This is a genomic window from Micromonospora sp. NPDC004704, from assembly GCF_053601675.1.
This window is the reverse complement of sequence record NZ_JBSGCD010000007.1, coordinates 114,224-130,536: the sequence shown is the minus strand read 5'-3', so window position 1 is coordinate 130,536 and position 16,313 is coordinate 114,224. Positions and strand designations below refer to the sequence as shown.

The 16,313-nt window shown below is 70.5% G+C and carries 17 protein-coding genes; 9 read left to right on the top strand and 8 right to left on the bottom strand.

The genetic code is table 11. The annotated features are described in order from the left end of the window. Positions 1-12 precede the first annotated feature (12 nt). Positions 13-852 (top strand): 1,4-dihydroxy-6-naphthoate synthase, encoded by an 840-nt coding sequence (locus ACWEFB_RS12065; protein ID WP_452284795.1) that lies wholly within the window; start codon positions 13-15, stop codon positions 850-852. On the opposite strand, the gene ACWEFB_RS12060 is transcribed toward ACWEFB_RS12065, so the two are convergent. Together ACWEFB_RS12060 and ACWEFB_RS12055 are read right to left on the bottom strand one after the other, a co-directional pair. Beyond that, on the bottom strand, positions 813-1,199 hold the full coding sequence (locus tag ACWEFB_RS12060) for a cold-shock protein (protein WP_452284793.1): 387 nt from the start codon (positions 1,197-1,199) through the stop codon (positions 813-815). The two genes, ACWEFB_RS12065 and ACWEFB_RS12060, sit on opposite strands and share 40 nt — an antisense overlap. 35 nt (positions 1,200-1,234) lie before the next feature. Next, positions 1,235-1,855: an HAD family hydrolase gene (locus tag ACWEFB_RS12055; protein WP_452284791.1), complete on the bottom strand. Its 621-nt coding sequence runs from the start codon at positions 1,853-1,855 to the stop codon at positions 1,235-1,237. Between the two features lie 91 nt (positions 1,856-1,946). On the opposite strand from ACWEFB_RS12055, the gene ACWEFB_RS12050 reads away from it, so the two are divergent. Further along, positions 1,947-4,430: a helicase-associated domain-containing protein gene (locus tag ACWEFB_RS12050; RefSeq protein WP_452284789.1), complete on the top strand. Its 2,484-nt coding sequence runs from the start codon at positions 1,947-1,949 to the stop codon at positions 4,428-4,430. Here the strand turns inward: ACWEFB_RS12050 and ACWEFB_RS12045 are convergent. Next, a complete protein-coding gene (locus ACWEFB_RS12045; protein ID WP_452284787.1) occupies positions 4,405-4,701 on the bottom strand; it encodes a hypothetical protein in 297 nt (98 codons plus the stop codon). The genes ACWEFB_RS12050 and ACWEFB_RS12045 overlap by 26 nt on opposite strands. A gap of 372 nt (positions 4,702-5,073) precedes the next feature. Here ACWEFB_RS12045 and ACWEFB_RS12040 point away from each other — a divergent pair, with 372 nt between their 5' ends. Then, positions 5,074-6,783, top strand: a complete 1,710-nt coding sequence (locus ACWEFB_RS12040) for a DNA repair helicase XPB (RefSeq protein WP_326561321.1) — start codon at positions 5,074-5,076, stop codon at positions 6,781-6,783. 7 nt (positions 6,784-6,790) lie between these two features. Here ACWEFB_RS12040 and ACWEFB_RS12035 read toward each other — a convergent pair whose 3' ends face one another. The 3 genes from ACWEFB_RS12035 to ligD (ACWEFB_RS12025) all read right to left on the bottom strand — a co-directional run bounded on the left by ACWEFB_RS12035 (position 6,791) and on the right by ligD (ACWEFB_RS12025) (position 9,563). Further along, positions 6,791-7,507: a helix-turn-helix domain-containing protein gene (locus ACWEFB_RS12035; protein ID WP_452284785.1), complete on the bottom strand. Its 717-nt coding sequence runs from the start codon at positions 7,505-7,507 to the stop codon at positions 6,791-6,793. A gap of 195 nt (positions 7,508-7,702) precedes the next feature. Then, positions 7,703-8,632 (bottom strand): non-homologous end-joining DNA ligase, encoded by a 930-nt coding sequence (ligD, locus tag ACWEFB_RS12030; protein WP_326561323.1) that lies wholly within the window; start codon positions 8,630-8,632, stop codon positions 7,703-7,705. Continuing rightward, positions 8,622-9,563 (bottom strand): non-homologous end-joining DNA ligase, encoded by a 942-nt coding sequence (ligD, locus tag ACWEFB_RS12025; RefSeq protein WP_452284783.1) that lies wholly within the window; start codon positions 9,561-9,563, stop codon positions 8,622-8,624. The genes ligD (ACWEFB_RS12030) and ligD (ACWEFB_RS12025) overlap by 11 nt, the downstream gene beginning before the upstream one ends. 86 nt (positions 9,564-9,649) lie before the next feature. Here ligD (ACWEFB_RS12025) and ku point away from each other — a divergent pair, with 86 nt between their 5' ends. The 4 genes from ku (at position 9,650) to ACWEFB_RS12005 (ending at position 13,296) form a co-directional block, all read left to right on the top strand. Further along, positions 9,650-10,711: a non-homologous end joining protein Ku gene (gene ku / locus ACWEFB_RS12020; RefSeq protein ID WP_452284781.1), complete on the top strand. Its 1,062-nt coding sequence runs from the start codon at positions 9,650-9,652 to the stop codon at positions 10,709-10,711. A gap of 150 nt (positions 10,712-10,861) precedes the next feature. Beyond that, positions 10,862-11,569, top strand: a complete 708-nt coding sequence (locus tag ACWEFB_RS12015; RefSeq protein WP_452284779.1) for an FKBP-type peptidyl-prolyl cis-trans isomerase — start codon at positions 10,862-10,864, stop codon at positions 11,567-11,569. 150 nt (positions 11,570-11,719) lie between these two features. Next, the gene (locus tag ACWEFB_RS12010; protein ID WP_452284777.1) at positions 11,720-12,856 is read left to right on the top strand and encodes a glutathione-independent formaldehyde dehydrogenase; all 1,137 of its coding nucleotides are present in this window, start codon (positions 11,720-11,722) and stop codon (positions 12,854-12,856) included. A 38-nt stretch (positions 12,857-12,894) separates the two neighbouring features. Next, on the top strand, positions 12,895-13,296 hold the full coding sequence (locus tag ACWEFB_RS12005) for a GlcG/HbpS family heme-binding protein (protein ID WP_452284775.1): 402 nt from the start codon (positions 12,895-12,897) through the stop codon (positions 13,294-13,296). Here ACWEFB_RS12005 and ACWEFB_RS12000 read toward each other — a convergent pair. After that, the gene (locus ACWEFB_RS12000; protein WP_452284773.1) at positions 13,293-14,225 is read right to left on the bottom strand and encodes an NADP-dependent oxidoreductase; all 933 of its coding nucleotides are present in this window, start codon (positions 14,223-14,225) and stop codon (positions 13,293-13,295) included. The two genes, ACWEFB_RS12005 and ACWEFB_RS12000, sit on opposite strands and share 4 nt — an antisense overlap. A gap of 122 nt (positions 14,226-14,347) precedes the next feature. On the opposite strand from ACWEFB_RS12000, the gene ACWEFB_RS11995 reads away from it, so the two are divergent. After that, positions 14,348-14,536 (top strand): DUF397 domain-containing protein, encoded by a 189-nt coding sequence (locus ACWEFB_RS11995; RefSeq protein WP_452284771.1) that lies wholly within the window; start codon positions 14,348-14,350, stop codon positions 14,534-14,536. A 76-nt stretch (positions 14,537-14,612) separates the two neighbouring features. After that, a complete protein-coding gene (locus ACWEFB_RS11990; protein WP_452284769.1) occupies positions 14,613-15,479 on the top strand; it encodes an alpha/beta fold hydrolase in 867 nt (288 codons plus the stop codon). On the opposite strand, the gene uppS is transcribed toward ACWEFB_RS11990, so the two are convergent. Continuing rightward, on the bottom strand, positions 15,443-16,267 hold the full coding sequence (gene uppS / locus ACWEFB_RS11985; protein ID WP_452284768.1) for a polyprenyl diphosphate synthase: 825 nt from the start codon (positions 16,265-16,267) through the stop codon (positions 15,443-15,445). The two genes, ACWEFB_RS11990 and uppS, sit on opposite strands and share 37 nt — an antisense overlap. Positions 16,268-16,313: the final 46 nt, after the last annotated feature.

Here is a 16,313-nt window from a genome sequence, read left to right as displayed (position 1 = left end):
ACGGTGGGGGACGTGGCACTCTCGCTGGCGTTCTCCCCCTGCCCCAACGACACCTTCGTCTTCCATGCCCTGGTGCACGGTCTGGTGCCGGGTGCGCCACCGGTCGAGGTGACCTACGCCGACGTGGACGTCACCAACACCGCCGCCCAGCAGGGTGCGTACGACATCGTGAAGGTGAGTTACGCCGCACTCCCGTGGCTGCTCGACGACTACCAGTTGCTGCCCTGCGGCGGTGCGCTGGGCCGGGGCTGCGGGCCGCTGGTGCTGACCCGGGGCGACCGGACCGACCTGGGCGGGGCGACCGTCGCGGTGCCCGGCGACCGGACCACGGCGTACCTGCTGTTCCGGCTCTGGGCGGCGGACCAGCGGCCGGCGAGGATCGAGGTCGTGCCGTTCCACGAGATCATGCCGGGGGTGGCGGCCGGTCGCTACGACGCCGGACTGGTCATCCACGAGGCCCGGTTCACGTACCACCGGCACGGGCTGACCGCCCTGGTCGACCTCGGTGAGTGGTGGGAGTTGAACACCGGCCTGCCGATCCCGCTCGGCGCCATCCTGGCCCGCCGCGGCACCGTGGATCCGGTGGCCGCGGCGGACTGGATCCGCGCGTCCGTGAAACAGGCCTGGGCCGACCCGGCCGGCACCCGCGAGTACGTGTTGGCGCACGCGCAGGAGATGGAACCGGACGTGGTCGACCAGCACATCGGGCTCTATGTGAACGAGTTCACCGCGGATCTCGGCGAGGACGGCTATCACGCGATCGACACCCTGCTCCGCCGGGCCGCGGCTGCCGGGTTGACCCCGGCGACCCCTCAGACTTCCAGTTCGCTGGCCACCGCGTGGACCAGCTGAGCGACAGTCGCTGCGGTCTTCTTGTCCGGGAACCGGCCACGGCGCAGATCGGGCTGGATCTTGGCCTCCAGGACCTTGATCATGTCTTCGACCAGACCGTGCAGTTCCTCGGCGGGGCGGCGGCGGAGTTCCGCCATGGACGGCGGCGCGTCCAGCAGTTTCGCGGCGTGGGCCTGGGCGCCCTTGCGACTGTCCACGACGCCGAACTCGATCCGCTGACCCCCCTTGAGATCGGTGACGCCAGCGGGCAACGCACTCTTGGGTAGGAACACGTCGCCGCCCTCGTCACTGGTGACGAATCCATAACCCTTGGCCGCGTCGTACCACTTCACTCGACCCGTCGGCACCTGATTGACCTCGACTCCGTATGCGGCTGCTGACCTCACAAGGCTAGCCGCAACAGGCCCGGCAACGCCGCTGGGAATCCGGTCAGGTCATCGAGGACCAGCTCCGCCCCGGCCGTGCGCAGCTCATCCACATCGCACGGCCCGGTGGCGACACCGACCCCGGGGACCCCGGCGATCCGGGCGGCGGTCATGTCCGCGACGTGGTCACCGACGTAGACGCGGGCGTCGTACTCCCGCAACGCGGTCGCCTTCTGCTCGGCGAACAGGTCACCGGCCACCTCGTCCACCGGCAGCCCCAGGTGCTCCACGTGCAGCCGGGCCAGCCGGCCGAGCTTCGAGGTGACAACCAACACACGCAGGCCGGCGTCGCGTACCGCGGCCAGCGTCTCGGCGGCGCCGGGCAGCAGCAGGGCCGGGGTGACCGCGTACGCCGGGTAGAGCGAGCGGAACGTCACCACCGCCTCCTCCACCTGCTCCGGCGGGAACCAGTGCGCCAGCTCGTGCCGCAGCGGCGGGCCGAGCCGGCTGACCGCGAGGTCGGCGTCGACGTGCACCCCGGTCCTGGCCGTCAGCTCGCGGTACGTGGCGGCGATGCCGGGCCGGGAGTCGATCAGGGTCATGTCGAGGTCGAACCCGACCGAGGGGGTGGTCGCCATCCGATCATCGTCGCACGCCGACCGAGTCGAGGAGTCCAGCCGGCCGACCGAGGGGCGCCACTGGCACTCGGCCGGATAGCGTGGAATGACGATGACCACCTCACTCGCCGATCACCTCCGGTCGCTGCCGGACGAAGCCCTGGCAGCGCTGCTTCAACTGCGCCCCGATCTGGTCCTGCCGGTGCCGGCGGACATCTCCGCGCTCGCCATCCGGGCGCAGTCGCGGGTGTCGGTCGCCCGCGCCCTGGACGGGCTGGACCAGTTCACCCTGCAGATCCTCGACGGTGCCCGGCTCGCCCGCGATCCGGCGGACGGCACCACCTCCGTCGACGCGATCCTGGCCGTCGCGGCGGTGCCCACGCACGGCGCCGACCCCGCCGCCGTACGGGCCGCGCTCAACCGGCTCCGCGCCCTCTTCCTGCTGTACGGCCCGGAGCACGCGCTGCGGGTCGTACAGGGGGTCGACGAGGTCAGTTCCCCGTACCCGGCCGGTCTGGGGCGGAGCGCGACGGACCTGGACCCGGCCGCGGCGGCCCTCTGCGCCGACCCGGCCCGGTTGCGCCGGACGGTGCTGGCTGCGCCGCCGGCCGCCCGCGCGATCCTGGACCGGCTCGCGGCCGGTCCTCCGGTGGGCACGCTCCCGCCGAAGGCGCTGGACGCCCCGCCGGCCGACGACCCGGACGCACCCGGTGCCGGTTCACCGGTGCGTTGGCTGGTGGAGAACGCCCTGCTCGTCCCGATCTCGGACGCCGATTCCGGGTCGGGCGGCAGCGCGGTCGAACTGCCCCGCGAGATCGGACTGCTGCTGCGCCGCGACTCCGGCCCGCTCGGGCCGATGCAGCCGCTGCCACCGGCGCTCGGCACCGCCGCCCTGCGGGAGCCGAAGGCCGTCGACTCGGCCGGCGCCGGGCAGGCGATGGAGGTGGTCCGGCAGGCCGAGACGGTGCTGGAGGCGCTCGCCGCCGAGCCGCCCCCGGTGCTGCGCTCCGGCGGTCTGGGCGTACGTGACCTGCGGCGGATCGCCCGCGGTGTCGGGTTGGACGAGCCGACCACGGGACTGCTGCTGGAGGTCGTCTACGCCGCCGGGCTGGCCGGGGAGGTCGACCTGGCCGGCGCCACCACCACCCGGGCCGGCGCCGACCAGCAGGTGCTGCCGACCGCCGGCTACGAGGCGTGGCGGGCCGGAACGCTGGCCCGGCGCTGGGAGCAGTTGGCCCACGCGTGGCTGGCCATGACCCGGCAGCCGGGGCTGATCGGCCAGCGCGACGAGCGGGACCGGTTGATCACCGTCCTCTCACCGGAGCTGGAACGGGCCGGTACGCCGACCGCCCGGCGGGCGCTGCTCGGCGTACTCGCCGGGCTGGATCCGGGGACGGCGCCCGGCCCCGACGAGGTGCTGGCGCTGCTCGCCTGGCGCTCGCCCCGGCGGCTGCGGGGCCGCGAGGCCGCCCAGCGGGAGGTGCTCGCCGAGGCGGCGAAGCTCGGCCTGACCGGTCTCGGGGCGATCACCTCGTACGGGCGGCTGCTGCTGACCGACTCGGCCGGCGCCGAGGACCGGCTGACCGCCGGGACCGACGACCCGCTGGGCGTACGGCTGGGCGCGGACGAGTCCGCCGGTGAGGCGTCGACGGCGGTCCGGGCGCTGGACGAACTGCTCCCGGCACCGGTGGACCACTTCCTGCTCCAGGCCGATCTGAGCCTGGTGGTGCCCGGCCCGCCCGAGCCGACCCTGGCGGCGGAGTTGGAGGCGCTCGCCGACCCGGAGTCGGCCGGTGGGGCCAGCGTGTACCGGGTGACCTCGACCAGCCTGCGTCGCGCCCTGGACGCCGGGTACGCCGCCGAGGACCTGCACGCGCTCTTCCAGCGCCGGTCCCGTACGCCGGTGCCGCAGGGGTTGACGTACCTGGTCGACGACGTGGCCCGCAAGCACGGTGGGCTGCGGGTCGGCTCCGCCGGTGCGTACGTCCGCAGTGACGACGAGGCGCTGCTCGCCGAGGTGGTCGCCGACCGCCGGCTGAGCACCATGTCGCTCCGGCGGCTGGCCCCGACGGTCCTGGCCACCCCGTTCCAGGTGGGTCGGCTGCTCACCATGTTGCGCGAGGCCGGGTACGCGCCGGTCCCGGAGGACGCGAGCGGCGCGGTGGTGCTCAGCCGGACGAAGGTGCGTCGGGCCCCGGCCCGGGTGCCGGTCACGAACCGGGTCGGCGATCCGCTTGCCACGCCCAGGCTGACCACGCCCCGGGTCCTCGGCATCGTCGAGCAGATGCGCCGGGGTGACGCCGCCGCGCGGGCCGCCAGACGGGCTCCGGATCCCGTCCGGGGCACGGCCGGGCGGGCCGGCGGGAGCGCGACTCCGGCACACGCGCACACCCAGGCACTCGCGGTGCTCCAGCAGGCGATCCGGGACAAGTCGCCGGTCTGGGTCGGTTACGTCGACGCCCACGGGGCGACGACGTCCCGCCTGGTCCGGCCGGTCTCGATCGGCGCCGGGTACCTGCGTGCCGAGGACGAGCGGACCGAGATGCTGCACACGTTCGCGTTGCACCGGATCACGGCGGCGGTGCTGGACGAGTAGCCGACGGGTCGGAGCGGCTGCGGCGTACGGTGCCGACGATCGCGATGACCAGCAGGAGCGTGAACGCGCTGCCGGCCGCCTCACCGACGGAGTTGACGAAGCCCTGGCGTTCCACCAGCCAGCCGAACAGGAACCAGCCGACCAGGCCGACGGCGACCGTCGCGTACCCGATCAGGGTGGCCCGGGAGACCGGGGCATTCCGGTCCGGCGGGGCGACGGGCTTGTCCACGGGCAGTTGCGGTCCGGTTCTCAGCTCACGGTCCAGTGACATCGCTGCCTCCCCACCCGGGCCCGTCGTGTTCGTCAAGACTCGCACCCGGACGCCCGTGGTGACAGGGGCGCGGAAGCTGGTCGGGCGCCGGCGAGCCGTTCGCCCCCGTTGCCTTCCGCCGCGGTGACCGGCTGGTGCCCCCGCACCCACCCCGGTCGCCCGGCGGATCGAACGCGCGTACACCGGCGCCGACCAGCATGACCACCACGCGGGGCGGCCACCGGATGGATTCCTCCGGCGCCCTGACCCAGAGCGGTCGTCGTCTGCTAGACGCCGGGAGGGTGGTCAGGGTTGCCTGAGATGAAGGATTTTTTTATTACCGACCGTGCAACACTTGAGGGTCTTGTTCCGCGCTGTCGAGAGGAACTGAGCGTGAGCAGTGGCCCATTGATCGTGCAATCCGACAAAACGCTGCTGCTGGAGGTCGACCATCCGGACGCGCTCGCCTGCCGGATGGCCATCGCACCCTTCGCCGAGCTGGAGCGCTCGCCGGAACACGTGCACACCTACCGGCTGACCCCGTTGGGGCTCTGGAACGCGCGGGCCGCCGGGCACGACGCCGAGGGCGTGGTCGACGCGCTGCTGAAGTTCTCCCGCTATCCGGTGCCGCACGCGCTGCTGGTCGACATCGCCGAGACCATGGACCGGTACGGCCGGTTGCAGCTGATGAACCACCCGAACCACGGGTTGGTCCTGCACGCGCTCGACCGGATGGTGCTGATCGAGGTCGCGAAGAGCAAGAAACTGGCCGGGATGCTCGGCGCGAAGGTCGACGACGACACCATGGTCGTCCACCCGTCCGAGCGCGGCCGGCTCAAGCAGGGGCTGCTCAAGCTGGGCTGGCCGGCGGAGGACCTGGCCGGTTACGTCGACGGCGAGGCGCACCCGATCGAGCTGGCCGAGGCGGGCAAGGACGTACCGGCGGACGGCCGGCACCCGGCCCGGCACCAGGCGCCCTGGACGCTGCGGTCGTACCAGCGGGAGGCGGTGCAGCACTTCTGGGCCGGTGGGTCGGGTGTGGTGGTGCTCCCCTGCGGGGCGGGCAAGACCATGGTCGGCGCCGCGGCGATGGCCGAGGCGAAGGCGACCACCCTGATCCTGGTGACGAACACGGTCGCCGGCCGGCAGTGGAAGCGCGAGCTGATCGCCCGTACCTCGTTGACCGAGGAGGAGATCGGCGAGTACTCGGGTGAGCGCAAGGAGATCCGTCCGGTCACCATCGCGACGTACCAGGTGCTCACCGCGCGCCGCAACGGCGCCTTCACCCACCTGGACCTGTTCGGTGCCCGCGACTGGGGCCTGGTCATCTACGACGAGGTGCACCTGCTGCCGGCGCCGATCTTCCGGTTCACCGCGGACCTCCAGGCCCGCCGCCGGCTGGGCCTGACCGCGACCCTGGTACGCGAGGACGGCCGCGAGGGCGACGTCTTCTCCCTGATCGGCCCGAAGCGGTACGACGCGCCGTGGAAGGACATCGAGGCGCAGGGCTGGATCGCCCCGGCCGACTGCACCGAGGTACGGGTGACGCTGACCGACGCCGAGCGGATGGCGTACGCGACCGCCGAGCCGGAGGAGCGTTACCGGATGGCGGCGACCGCGCGTACGAAGCTGCCGGTGGTGAAGGCGCTGATCGAGCGGCACCGGGGCGACCAGGTGCTGGTGATCGGCGGTTACATCGACCAGTTGCACCAGTTGGGCGAGTTCCTGGACGCGCCGATCGTGGAGGGTTCCACCACGAACAAGGAACGCGAGCGGCTGTTCGACGCGTTCCGTTCGGGCGAGGTGCCAACCCTGGTCATCTCGAAGGTGGGCAACTTCTCCATCGACCTGCCCGAGGCCGGGATCGCGATCCAGGTCTCCGGCACGTTCGGTTCCCGGCAGGAGGAGGCGCAGCGGCTCGGCCGGGTGCTCCGCCCGAAGGCCGACCGCAGGCAGGCGCACTTCTACACGGTGGTGTCCCGGGACACCATCGACACCGAGTACGCCGCGCACCGGCAGCGTTTCCTCGCCGAGCAGGGTTACGCCTACCGGATCGTGGACGCCGACGACGTACTCGGGCCGCCGCTGCCCAGCGTCGACTGAGCAGGTCCTACCGGCTCGCCGTCCGGGCTCTGACCCGGGCGGCGATCCGGGCGATCTGCGGGTCGTCCCGCTCGACCTCGACCAGCGGCCGGACCGCCAACTCCCGGTCCCGCGACCGGATCGGCACCGCGTCCGGCAGCCGGGGCAGCAGCCGTACGCACAGTTCGCCGCTGGTGGACGCCCAGCGCAGGGGGCCGGGTCGCAGTGGGCTGATGTCGTACCCGCTGAAGTCCCGCCAGCGCTCCACCCAGCGCCGACAGTTGGGGATCGCGTAGATCCAATCGTCCAGCCGGGGCAGGTCGTCCTCCGCGATCGCCACCTCGACCCTGGTGGGCCGGATCGGCACCCCCTGCAGCACCGCCGCCAGCCGACCGTCGATCAGGTAGACCAACCCGTCCGGCGCCCGCCGGTGCATCATGTTCAGGTCGTCGAGGCACATCTCGACGTGGTCCGACTCGATCCCCTCGTACTCGCTGATCGCGTCGATCGCCGCGTCCAGGTCGGCGTCGCGTTCCTCGACCTCCAGCCGGAGCTGCTTGCCGAGCGCGTCGAAGAGCCGTTCCACCACGGTTGTGGTGGGTGCCAGGCGGCCACTCTCGAATCGCGACAGGGACTGCTGGGAGACGCCGGCCCGGACGGCGAGCCTCGCCTGGGTGAGTCCGGCCGCTTCCCGCTCGGTCCGGAGCAGGTGACCGAGTTGACCGGCGAGTGGTCTGTTCGACATCCGCCGATGGTGCACGTCCTGCCCACAGGTCGCCACCCCGCCCGGTACTCCTGTGGATAACCCTGTGGACAACCAAATTTGTGGTGTAACTCGATTTCTTCTTACATCTTCTTTGATGTACGTACATCAAAGAAGATGTAAGAAAGTTTTCGCATGTGTTGGTCCCGCGCGGACCGGCCGCCCGACCGCCCGGAATCAGCGCGGGAGTTTGGGGCCGGCGACGAGCAGGTCCGCCATCAGGTCGCCGTACTCCTCGGCCCTGGCCAGCACCTCGGCGGCGGTGAACGGGCGGACGGCGCCCAACTCCCCCGAGCTTGCCGCCTCCACCTCGGTCCAGGTCAGCGGCGTCGACGCGGCCGGCACCGCCTGAGCCCGCAGCGAGTACGGCGCAACCGTCGTCTTCGCCGAGTTGTTCTGACTCCAGTCGATGAAGATCTTGCCTGGTCGCAGCCGCTTCGCCATCTTCGCCGTGACCAGCTTCGGGTCGCCCTGCTCCAACTCCTCGGCGATCCGCCGGGCGTAACCGGAGACCTCCTCGGCGGACTGTTTGCCGGCGATCGGGCAGCAGAGCTGCATCCCCTTCTTGCCCGAGGTCTTCGGGTAACTGGCGATGCCGTCCTCGGCCAGCCGGTCGCGCATCCGTACCGCCACCACGCAGCACTCCGGCAGCCCGGCCGGAGAGCCGGGATCGAGGTCGACCACCATCAGGTCCGGTCGGGGCTCCCCACGGCTGCGGGTGCCCACCCGCCACTGCGGGGTGTGCATTTCCAGCGCGGCCAGGTTCGCCAGCCAGACCAGGGTGGGCAGGTCGTCGCAGACCACATAGTCCAGTTCGTCGCGGTCCTTGGACGAGCCGGGGGCGGGCAGCCGCTCCAGGCGTACCCATTCCGGAGTGCTGGCCGGGGCGTTCTTCTCGAAGAAGAAGGACGAGTCCACCCCGTTCGGGTAGCGGATCCGGGTCAGCGGCCGGTCCCGCAGGTGCGGCAGCAGCACCGGGGCGATCCGGGTGTAGTAGTCGATCACCTCACCCTTGGTGAAACCGACCTCCGGATAGAGCACCTTGTCCAGGTTGGAGACCTCGAGCGTGCGTTCCTCGACCTCGACCCTGATCTTCTCAGCCGGCATCGTCGACTTCCTCCGCCGTCTTGTCGGGACGCAACCGGCGCAGGCGGGGGAACCGCAGCCGCCCGTCCGGGGTGCGCTGGCCGTACTTCACCTCGACCACGATCTCGGGACGTACCCAGATTGCGCCCTTGGCATCCTCGCGGGGCACGGTGTCGACGAACGGGGCCGTGTCGACCCGGAGCGGTTCCAGCACGGCCAGGAGTTCACGTTCGGCAGCCGCGCCGATCCCGCCACCGACCCGACCCCGGAAGATCAGCCGGCCGTCCGGCGCCGGCACCCCGACCAGCAGTCCGCCGAGCCGGCGGGCGCCGGGACGCCAGCCGCCGATGACGAAGTCCCCGGTCACCTCCAGTTTGACCTTGAGCCAGTCCGGTGACCGGACCCCCGGTCGGTAGACCGACTCGAGCCGCTTGGCGACCACGCCCTCCAGCCCGTGCTCACCGGCGGCCTCGTAGGTGGCCGGGCCGTCCGGGAAGACCGGCGGGGCGGCCCACCGTGCGCCGCCCAGGCCGAGGCCGTCGAGGGTCGCCCGGCGCTGCTCGTACGGCTGCCGGGTCAGGTCCGCGCCGGCAAGTCGCAACACGTCGAAGATCATGTACGTCACCGGTACGGTCACCGCCAGTCGCGCCGCCCGGCCCGGTTCGCGTACGTGCATCCGCTCGGCGAGTGCGGTGAACGAGGGCTGTCCCGTGTCGGTCAGCACCACCACCTCGCCGTCGAGCAGGGCGTCGGGCACCTGTGCGCCCAGGGGCACCAGCTCCGGATAGGCGGCGGTGATCTCGGAACCGGAACGGGCGAACAGGCGTACGGCACCGTCGTTGATCTGGGCGAGAGCGCGTACTCCGTCCCACTTGAACTCATACGCCCAGCCGGGGCCGCTGGGCAGCTCCCCGGTCATGGCGAGCATCGGTCTGAGCGGTGCGCCCGGCACGACATCACTCTAGGTCCGCAAGGAAACACTCGCCCCACCTTCTATCAGATGCAATCCTGGTCAATACCGGGGAAAGGAGCGGGGGAATGCGGGCTATCTGGCGAGGTGCGGTCTCATTCGGTCTGGTGTCCATCGGTGTGCGGCTATATTCGGCCACCGAGGAAAAGGACATACGGTTTCATCAGGTGCACCGAACCGACGGCGGGCGGATCAAATACAAGCGCACCTGCTCGATCGACGGTGAGGAGGTCAGCTACGACGACATCGCCAAGGGGTACGACCTCGGCGGTGGCGAGATGGTGATCCTCACCGACGACGACTTCGCCGAACTGCCGCTGACCACCTCGCACGCGATCGACGTGCTGGAATTCGTACCGGCCGAGCAGGTCGACCCGATCCTCTACAACAAGGCGTACTTCCTGGAGCCGGACGGTGCGGCGACCAAGCCGTACGTGCTGCTGCGGGACGCGCTGACCGACTCGGACCGGGTGGCGATCGTGAAGGTGGCCCTGCGCCAGCGCGAACAGCTCGCCACCCTGCGCGTACGCGAGGGAGTGCTGCTGCTCAACACCATGCTCTGGCCGGACGAGGTACGCGTACCCGATTTCGGGTTCCTCGACGAGGACATCAGCGTCCGCCCGCCGGAGCTGGCGATGGCCAGCTCGTTGATCGACTCGATGGCCGGCGAGTTCGAGCCGTCCGTCTTCACCGACGACTACCGGACGGCGTTGCAGGAAGTGATCAACGCCAAGGTCGAGGGCCGGGAGGTGGTGCAACCGGAGGAGGCGGAGGAGGCGCCGCCGGCCGCCGTGGACCTGATGGCGGCGTTGCGCGCCTCGGTGGACCGGGCCAGGGCGGCCCGCGGTGAGGAGCCGTCCGGCGGCCGTGGGGTGGCCAAGGCGACGCCGATCTCGGCGGCGAAATCCGCCCAGCAGGCGGCCAAGGCGGCAACGGCCGCGAAGGCCCCGGCGAAGAAGACCGCCCAGAAGAAGACGGCCGAGAAGAAGGCCACCAAGTCCGCCGCCGCGAAATCCGCCGCCGAGAAATCGACCGGCACCAAGTCCACGGGCACCAAGTCGGCCGGCGCGAAGGCCACCGGCGCGAAGAAGAGCACCCCGGCGAAGAAGACCGCCCGCAAGTCGGCGTGACGAGGGTGGCCGCTGTGGCGGGTGGGGCTTGTGATCATCGGACCGGCCCCAACCGGCGGTTGGCCGAGTACCGTATGCAAGGCCCTTCGGTCGGAACACATCCGGGCGAGGCCGCCCCGCCCCGATCTCTTCCTGCAGGAGCCGACACCTATGAGCGACCAGGTCCAGAGCCACTCCTCCTACGTCCCGAGTGAGCAGCCGCCGCTGACCAAGTCCGAGAAGCGTGCCCTGGCGAAGGCCGCCAAGGCGAAGGCCGCCGCGAGGAAGCGCCGCAACCAGGCGCTCGCCGGTGCGTTCGCCGGGCTGGCCGTGGTCGCCGTGATCGTCGTCGCGTTCGTCGCCCTCGACGACACCGGCAAGGAGCCGGCCGACAACAACGTCGCCTCGGTCCCGAGCGCCACCGCCCCGGCGGATCCGGCCGCTCCCCCGGCGGATCCCGCCGCTCCTCCGGCCGACGCGGAGTTCCCGCCGCTGCCGGAGGGCGCGGACCCGGCTCTGGGCAAGGAGCCGGTCGTGACCAAGGGCGAGGGTGAGCTGACGAAGCTGACCTCGAAGGCCCTGATCGAGGGGACCGGCCCGGTGGTCCAGGCCGGTCAGCAGATCACCGTGAACTACGTCGGCGTGACGTACAAGGACGGGCAGGAGTTCGACTCGTCCTGGAAGCAGTCCCAGGCGGTTCCGTTCCAGATCGGCACCGGTCAGGTCATCCCCGGCTGGGACCAGGGCCTGGTCGGCGTCAAGGTCGGCAGCCGGATCCAGCTCGACATCCCGCCCGCGCTCGCGTACGGCGACAACCCGGGCAACGGCGCTCCGGCCGGCGCGCTCCGCTTCGTGGTCGACGTACTCGCGGCGCAGTAGACCTCGCGGCGGCGCACCTGCCGCAACCGTCGAACGGCGGACCCCCGCGCACCGTCGCGGGGGTTCGCCGTTTCCGCATTCCGGCATAGCGGGCCGGGGAGCCGTCCTAGGGTCGGAAGCAGGATCCCGGGCTGGGGACAGGGAGCGGACATGAGGGCGGTTGTCTACCACGGTGCCAACAACGTCTCGGTCGAGAACGTCGAGGACCCGCGGATCGAGGCTCCGAACGACGTCATCATCAAGATCACGACTACCGCGATCTGCGGTTCCGACCTGCACATGTACGAGGGGCGGACCAAGGCGCAACCGGGCATGGTGTTCGGCCACGAGAACATGGGCATCGTCACCGAGGTCGGCCCCGGTGTCTCCCGGGTCCGCAAGGGCGACCGGGTGTCCATCCCCTTCAACGTGGCCTGCGGATTCTGCAAGAACTGCTTTGCCGGCAACACCGCGTTCTGCCTGACGGTCAACACCGACTTCGCCGGCGGCGCGTACGGCTACGCCGCGATGGGGCCGTACCGGGGTGGTCAGGCGGAGTACCTCCGGGTCCCGTTCGCCGACTTCAACTGCCTGGACCTGCCGCCCGGTGACGAGCACGAGGACGACTTCGCCATGCTCGCCGACGTCTTCCCCACCGGCTACCACGGCGTCGCCCTCGCCGACCTCCAGCCGGGCGAGACGGTGGCGGTGATGGGCGGCGGACCGGTCGGGCTGATGGCCGCGTACTCGGCGATGCTCATCGGGGCGGCGAAGGTCTTCGTGGTCGACCGGGTGGCCTCCCGGCTCCGGTTGGCCGAGTCGATCGGTGCGATCCCGATCGACTTCGGCAACGCCGACCCGGTGATGCAGATCCTGGACCAGACCGACGGCCACGGGACCGACAAGGGCGTCGACGCCGTCGGCTACCAGGCACACGGTACGGGCGGGAAGGAACAGCCCGCACTCGTGCTGAACAACCTGGTCGAGATCGTCCGGGCCACCGGGCGGATCGGGGTCGTCGGCCTCTACCTGCCCCACGATCCGGGCGCACCCGACGAGCACTCCGCCCACGGGGAACTGCTGTTCAAGGTCGGCAAGTTCTTCGAGAAGGGGCAGCGGATGGGTACCGGGCAGGCGAACGTGAAGGCGTACAACGAGCAGTTGCGGGACCTGATCATCGCCGGCCGGGCGACGCCGAGTTTCGTGGTCAGCAAGAGGCTGCCGCTGGACGACGCACCGGACGCGTACGCCCGGTTCGACCGCCGGGAGGACGGCTACTCGAAGGTCGTGCTGAAGCCCGCCGCCTGAACCGGGCGGTGATTCCCACTCTCGTCGAAGGAGCGCCCATGTCCATGCTGAAGCTTGCCGACGCCCGCAAGGTGATCGCCGCAGCCGAGGCCCGCGCCAACGAGATCGGCCAGCCGGAGAACATCGCGGTGGTCGATGCCGGTGGCAACCTGATCGCCCACGTCCGGATGGACGGGGCGTGGTTCGGCAGCGTCGACGTCAGCATCAACAAGGCCTGGACCGCGCGGGCGTTCGACATCCAGACCAAGGACCTGGCCACGAACACCCAACCCGGTCAGCAGTTCTTCGGCTTCAACACCACGAACAACGGCCGGGTGGTCATCTTCGCCGGTGGGATCCCACTCGTCCGCGACGGCAAGATGATCGGCGCCATCGGCGTCAGCGGCGGCATGGGTGACCAGGACCAGAGCGTGGCCGAGGCGGGCGCCGGAGCCCTCTAGCCGGAGGTCCCGCACGCGGGGGTCAGCACGACCTTGCCGCGTACGCCGCCGGCCTCCACGATTCGGTGCGCCTCGGCGGCGCTGGTCAGTGGCAACGTGGTCGCGACCCTGGTCCGCAGCCGCCCCTGGGCGACCTCGACGATCAGCTCGCCCAGCAGCGACCGGTCGAACTGGATCAGGACAACCTGCTGCCGGACGCCCCGCGCCGGGTCGACCGGCGGGGTGGGGCGGGTGGTGAGCAGGGTGCCGCCGTCGGTGACCGCCACTGCGGCGGACTCGGCGAGTGGCACCGCGTCCAGGACCGCCGGCACCGGGCCGATCTCGGCCAGGTCGACCTCCTTCGGTACGACCTGCGCCACCCCCAGGTCACGTACCCAGTCCTCATCGTCGCGGCCGGCGTGGGCGAGCACCCGGTGGCCTGCCCGTACCGCCAGTTGGGCGGCGAAGCCGCCGACCCCGCCGCTCGCCCCGGTGATGAGCACAGTGGACATCGGCGGCAGGGCCATCAGGTCGAGTGCCTGACGTGCGGTCAACGCGTTCAGCGGCACGGTGGCCGCAACCGCCGGGTCCAGTCCCTCGGGAAGCGGCACCACCCAGTCGCTGTCGGCGGCGATCAGTTCGGCGTACGCCCCGACCTCGCCTCGGGTCCGGTACCAGGGCACCATTCCGACCACCCGGTCACCGGGCCGGTATTCGCCGCCCCCGTCGCCGACCTCGACGACCTCACCGGCGAAGTCCCAGCCGGGCAGGAACGGCGGTTCGATCGGCCCACCGGGGATGAGCCCGAGCCTGGCGGCCACGTCGGCCGGGTGGACCACCGCCGCCAGCACCCGGACCAGCACCTGTCCAGGACCGGGAACCGGGTCCGGCCGCTCGATAACCTGCAAAACCTCCGGACCGCCCTGCGCGGTCACCGCTACCGCCTGCATCGCTCGGCCTCCTCGTGGCTCAGAGGTATCGTCGGCAATCAACGTGTGATTGGCAATGGGCATCAGCCACCACCGGACCCGTTGTGCGGCCGGCGGCACCAACGTTGATCAAGGAGCGGCCAGTGGAACCGAACGTGTGGCGCAAGTCGAGCCGGTCGGGCAGCAACGGTCAGTGTGTGGAAGCCATGGACCAGGGCCACGCCGTGGCCGTACGCGACAGCAAGGACAAGACCGGACCGACCCTTACTCTCAGCCCAGCGGGCTGGCAGGCATTTGTCGATGGTGTCAAGGCGGTGAGCTTCGTAGCCTGAACCTCAGGCAGCGCCGGAAGTGGGGTAATTCGCGGATATCGGGACTTGGCCGGCGGCCAACCCGATACTGGCGAACATGATCCCTGTGCATCACCGGACCGCGAAGGTCGACGGTTTCGAGGTGTTCTACCGTGAGGCGGGCGCACCGACCTCGCCGACGCTGGTCCTGCTGCACGGCTTCCCGACCAGCTCGCACATGTTCCGCGAGCTGATCCCGGCGCTGGCCGACCGCTATCACCTGGTGGCTCCGGACCACCTCGGCTTCGGCTACTCGTCCGACCCGAGTCCGGCCGAGTTCCCGTACAGCTTCGACTCGCTCACCGACGTCACGGCCAAGCTGCTGGACCAGCTCAAGATCCGCCGGTACGCGGTCTACATGCACGACTACGGCGCACCCATCGCCCTGCGGCTGTTCCTGCGCAAGCCCGATCAGATCAGCGCGATCATCAGCCAGAGCGGGAACGCGTACATGGAGGGTTTCGTGGACGCGTTCTGGACACCGCTTTTCGCGTACGGGAAGGCTCCCGGTCCGGAGACGGAGAAGACGGTTCGGGCGGCCTTCACGCCCGACGAGGTCCGGTGGCAGTGGGAGAACGGCGTACCCGACGTGAGCCTGATCAGCCCGGACGCGTACCTGCACGCCCAGTCGAGGCTCGACCGGCCGGGCAACGAAGAGATCCAGCTCCAGCTCTTCCGTGACTACAAGACGAATCTCGACATCTACCCGGCTGCCCAGGACTGTTTCCGGCGTACGAAGGTGCCGCTGCTCGCTGTCTGGGGCGGCAACGACGAGATCTTCGGCCCGGACGGGGCACGCGCCTTCCAGCGTGACCTTCCCGACGCGGAGGTCCACCTCCTGGACACCGGCCACTTCGCCCTCGAAACCCACCTCGACCCGATCACCGGCTACATCCGGGGCTTCCTCGGCCAGACCCTCAACTGAGCGTCCTCCCGCTCGGCCGCCGACGTACGAGCCGCGTAGGAACGCAGGGCCCGCAGGAAGTCGACCTTCCGGAAGCCCGGCCAGTAGACGTCGCAGAAGTGCAGCTCGGAGTAGGCCGCCTGCCAGAGCAGGAACCCCGACATGCGCCGTTCCCCACTGGTACGGATGACCAGGTCCGGATCGGGCTGACCACTGGTGTAGAGGTGGCCGGCGATCGCGTCCGGGGTGAGCCGCTGGGCTATGTCCTCGACGTCGTAGCCGGCCCGTACCTCTTCCTCCAGCAGGGAGCGTACGGCGTTGACGATCTCCTCGCGGCCGTCGTACCCGATGGCGATGTTGAGGTGGAACTTCGCCCCGGTGTCACGAGTGGATTCCTCGGCGAGTTTCAACGCGTGGCGGGTCGAGTCCGGCAGGACGTCCAACCGTCCTGCGAGGTGCAGCCGCCACAGACTCGTCGGCTGGGAGAGTCGCCGGACGATGACCTCCTCGATCATCCGCATGAGGTTGTCGACCTCGTCGGAGTCGCGCTTGCGCATGTTGTCCACCGAGGCGAGGAAGACCGTGACGTGCCTGATGTCGACCTCGACGCACCAGCCCAGCACCTCGGCGAGGTGCTCCGCGCCGTACCGGTGGCCGATTTTCGGATCGTCGAAGCCCATCTGCCGAGCCCACCGACGGTTGCCGTCCATCACCATCGCCAGATGGCGTGGCAGCCTCGCGCCGCCCAGTCGTACACGAAGGCGCCGAGCATAAACCGCGTAAACCACCCGCCCCACTAACTGCAACATGATCAGATCCAACCACCGCCCCAAATCTGGGCGTTGATCATGAAGT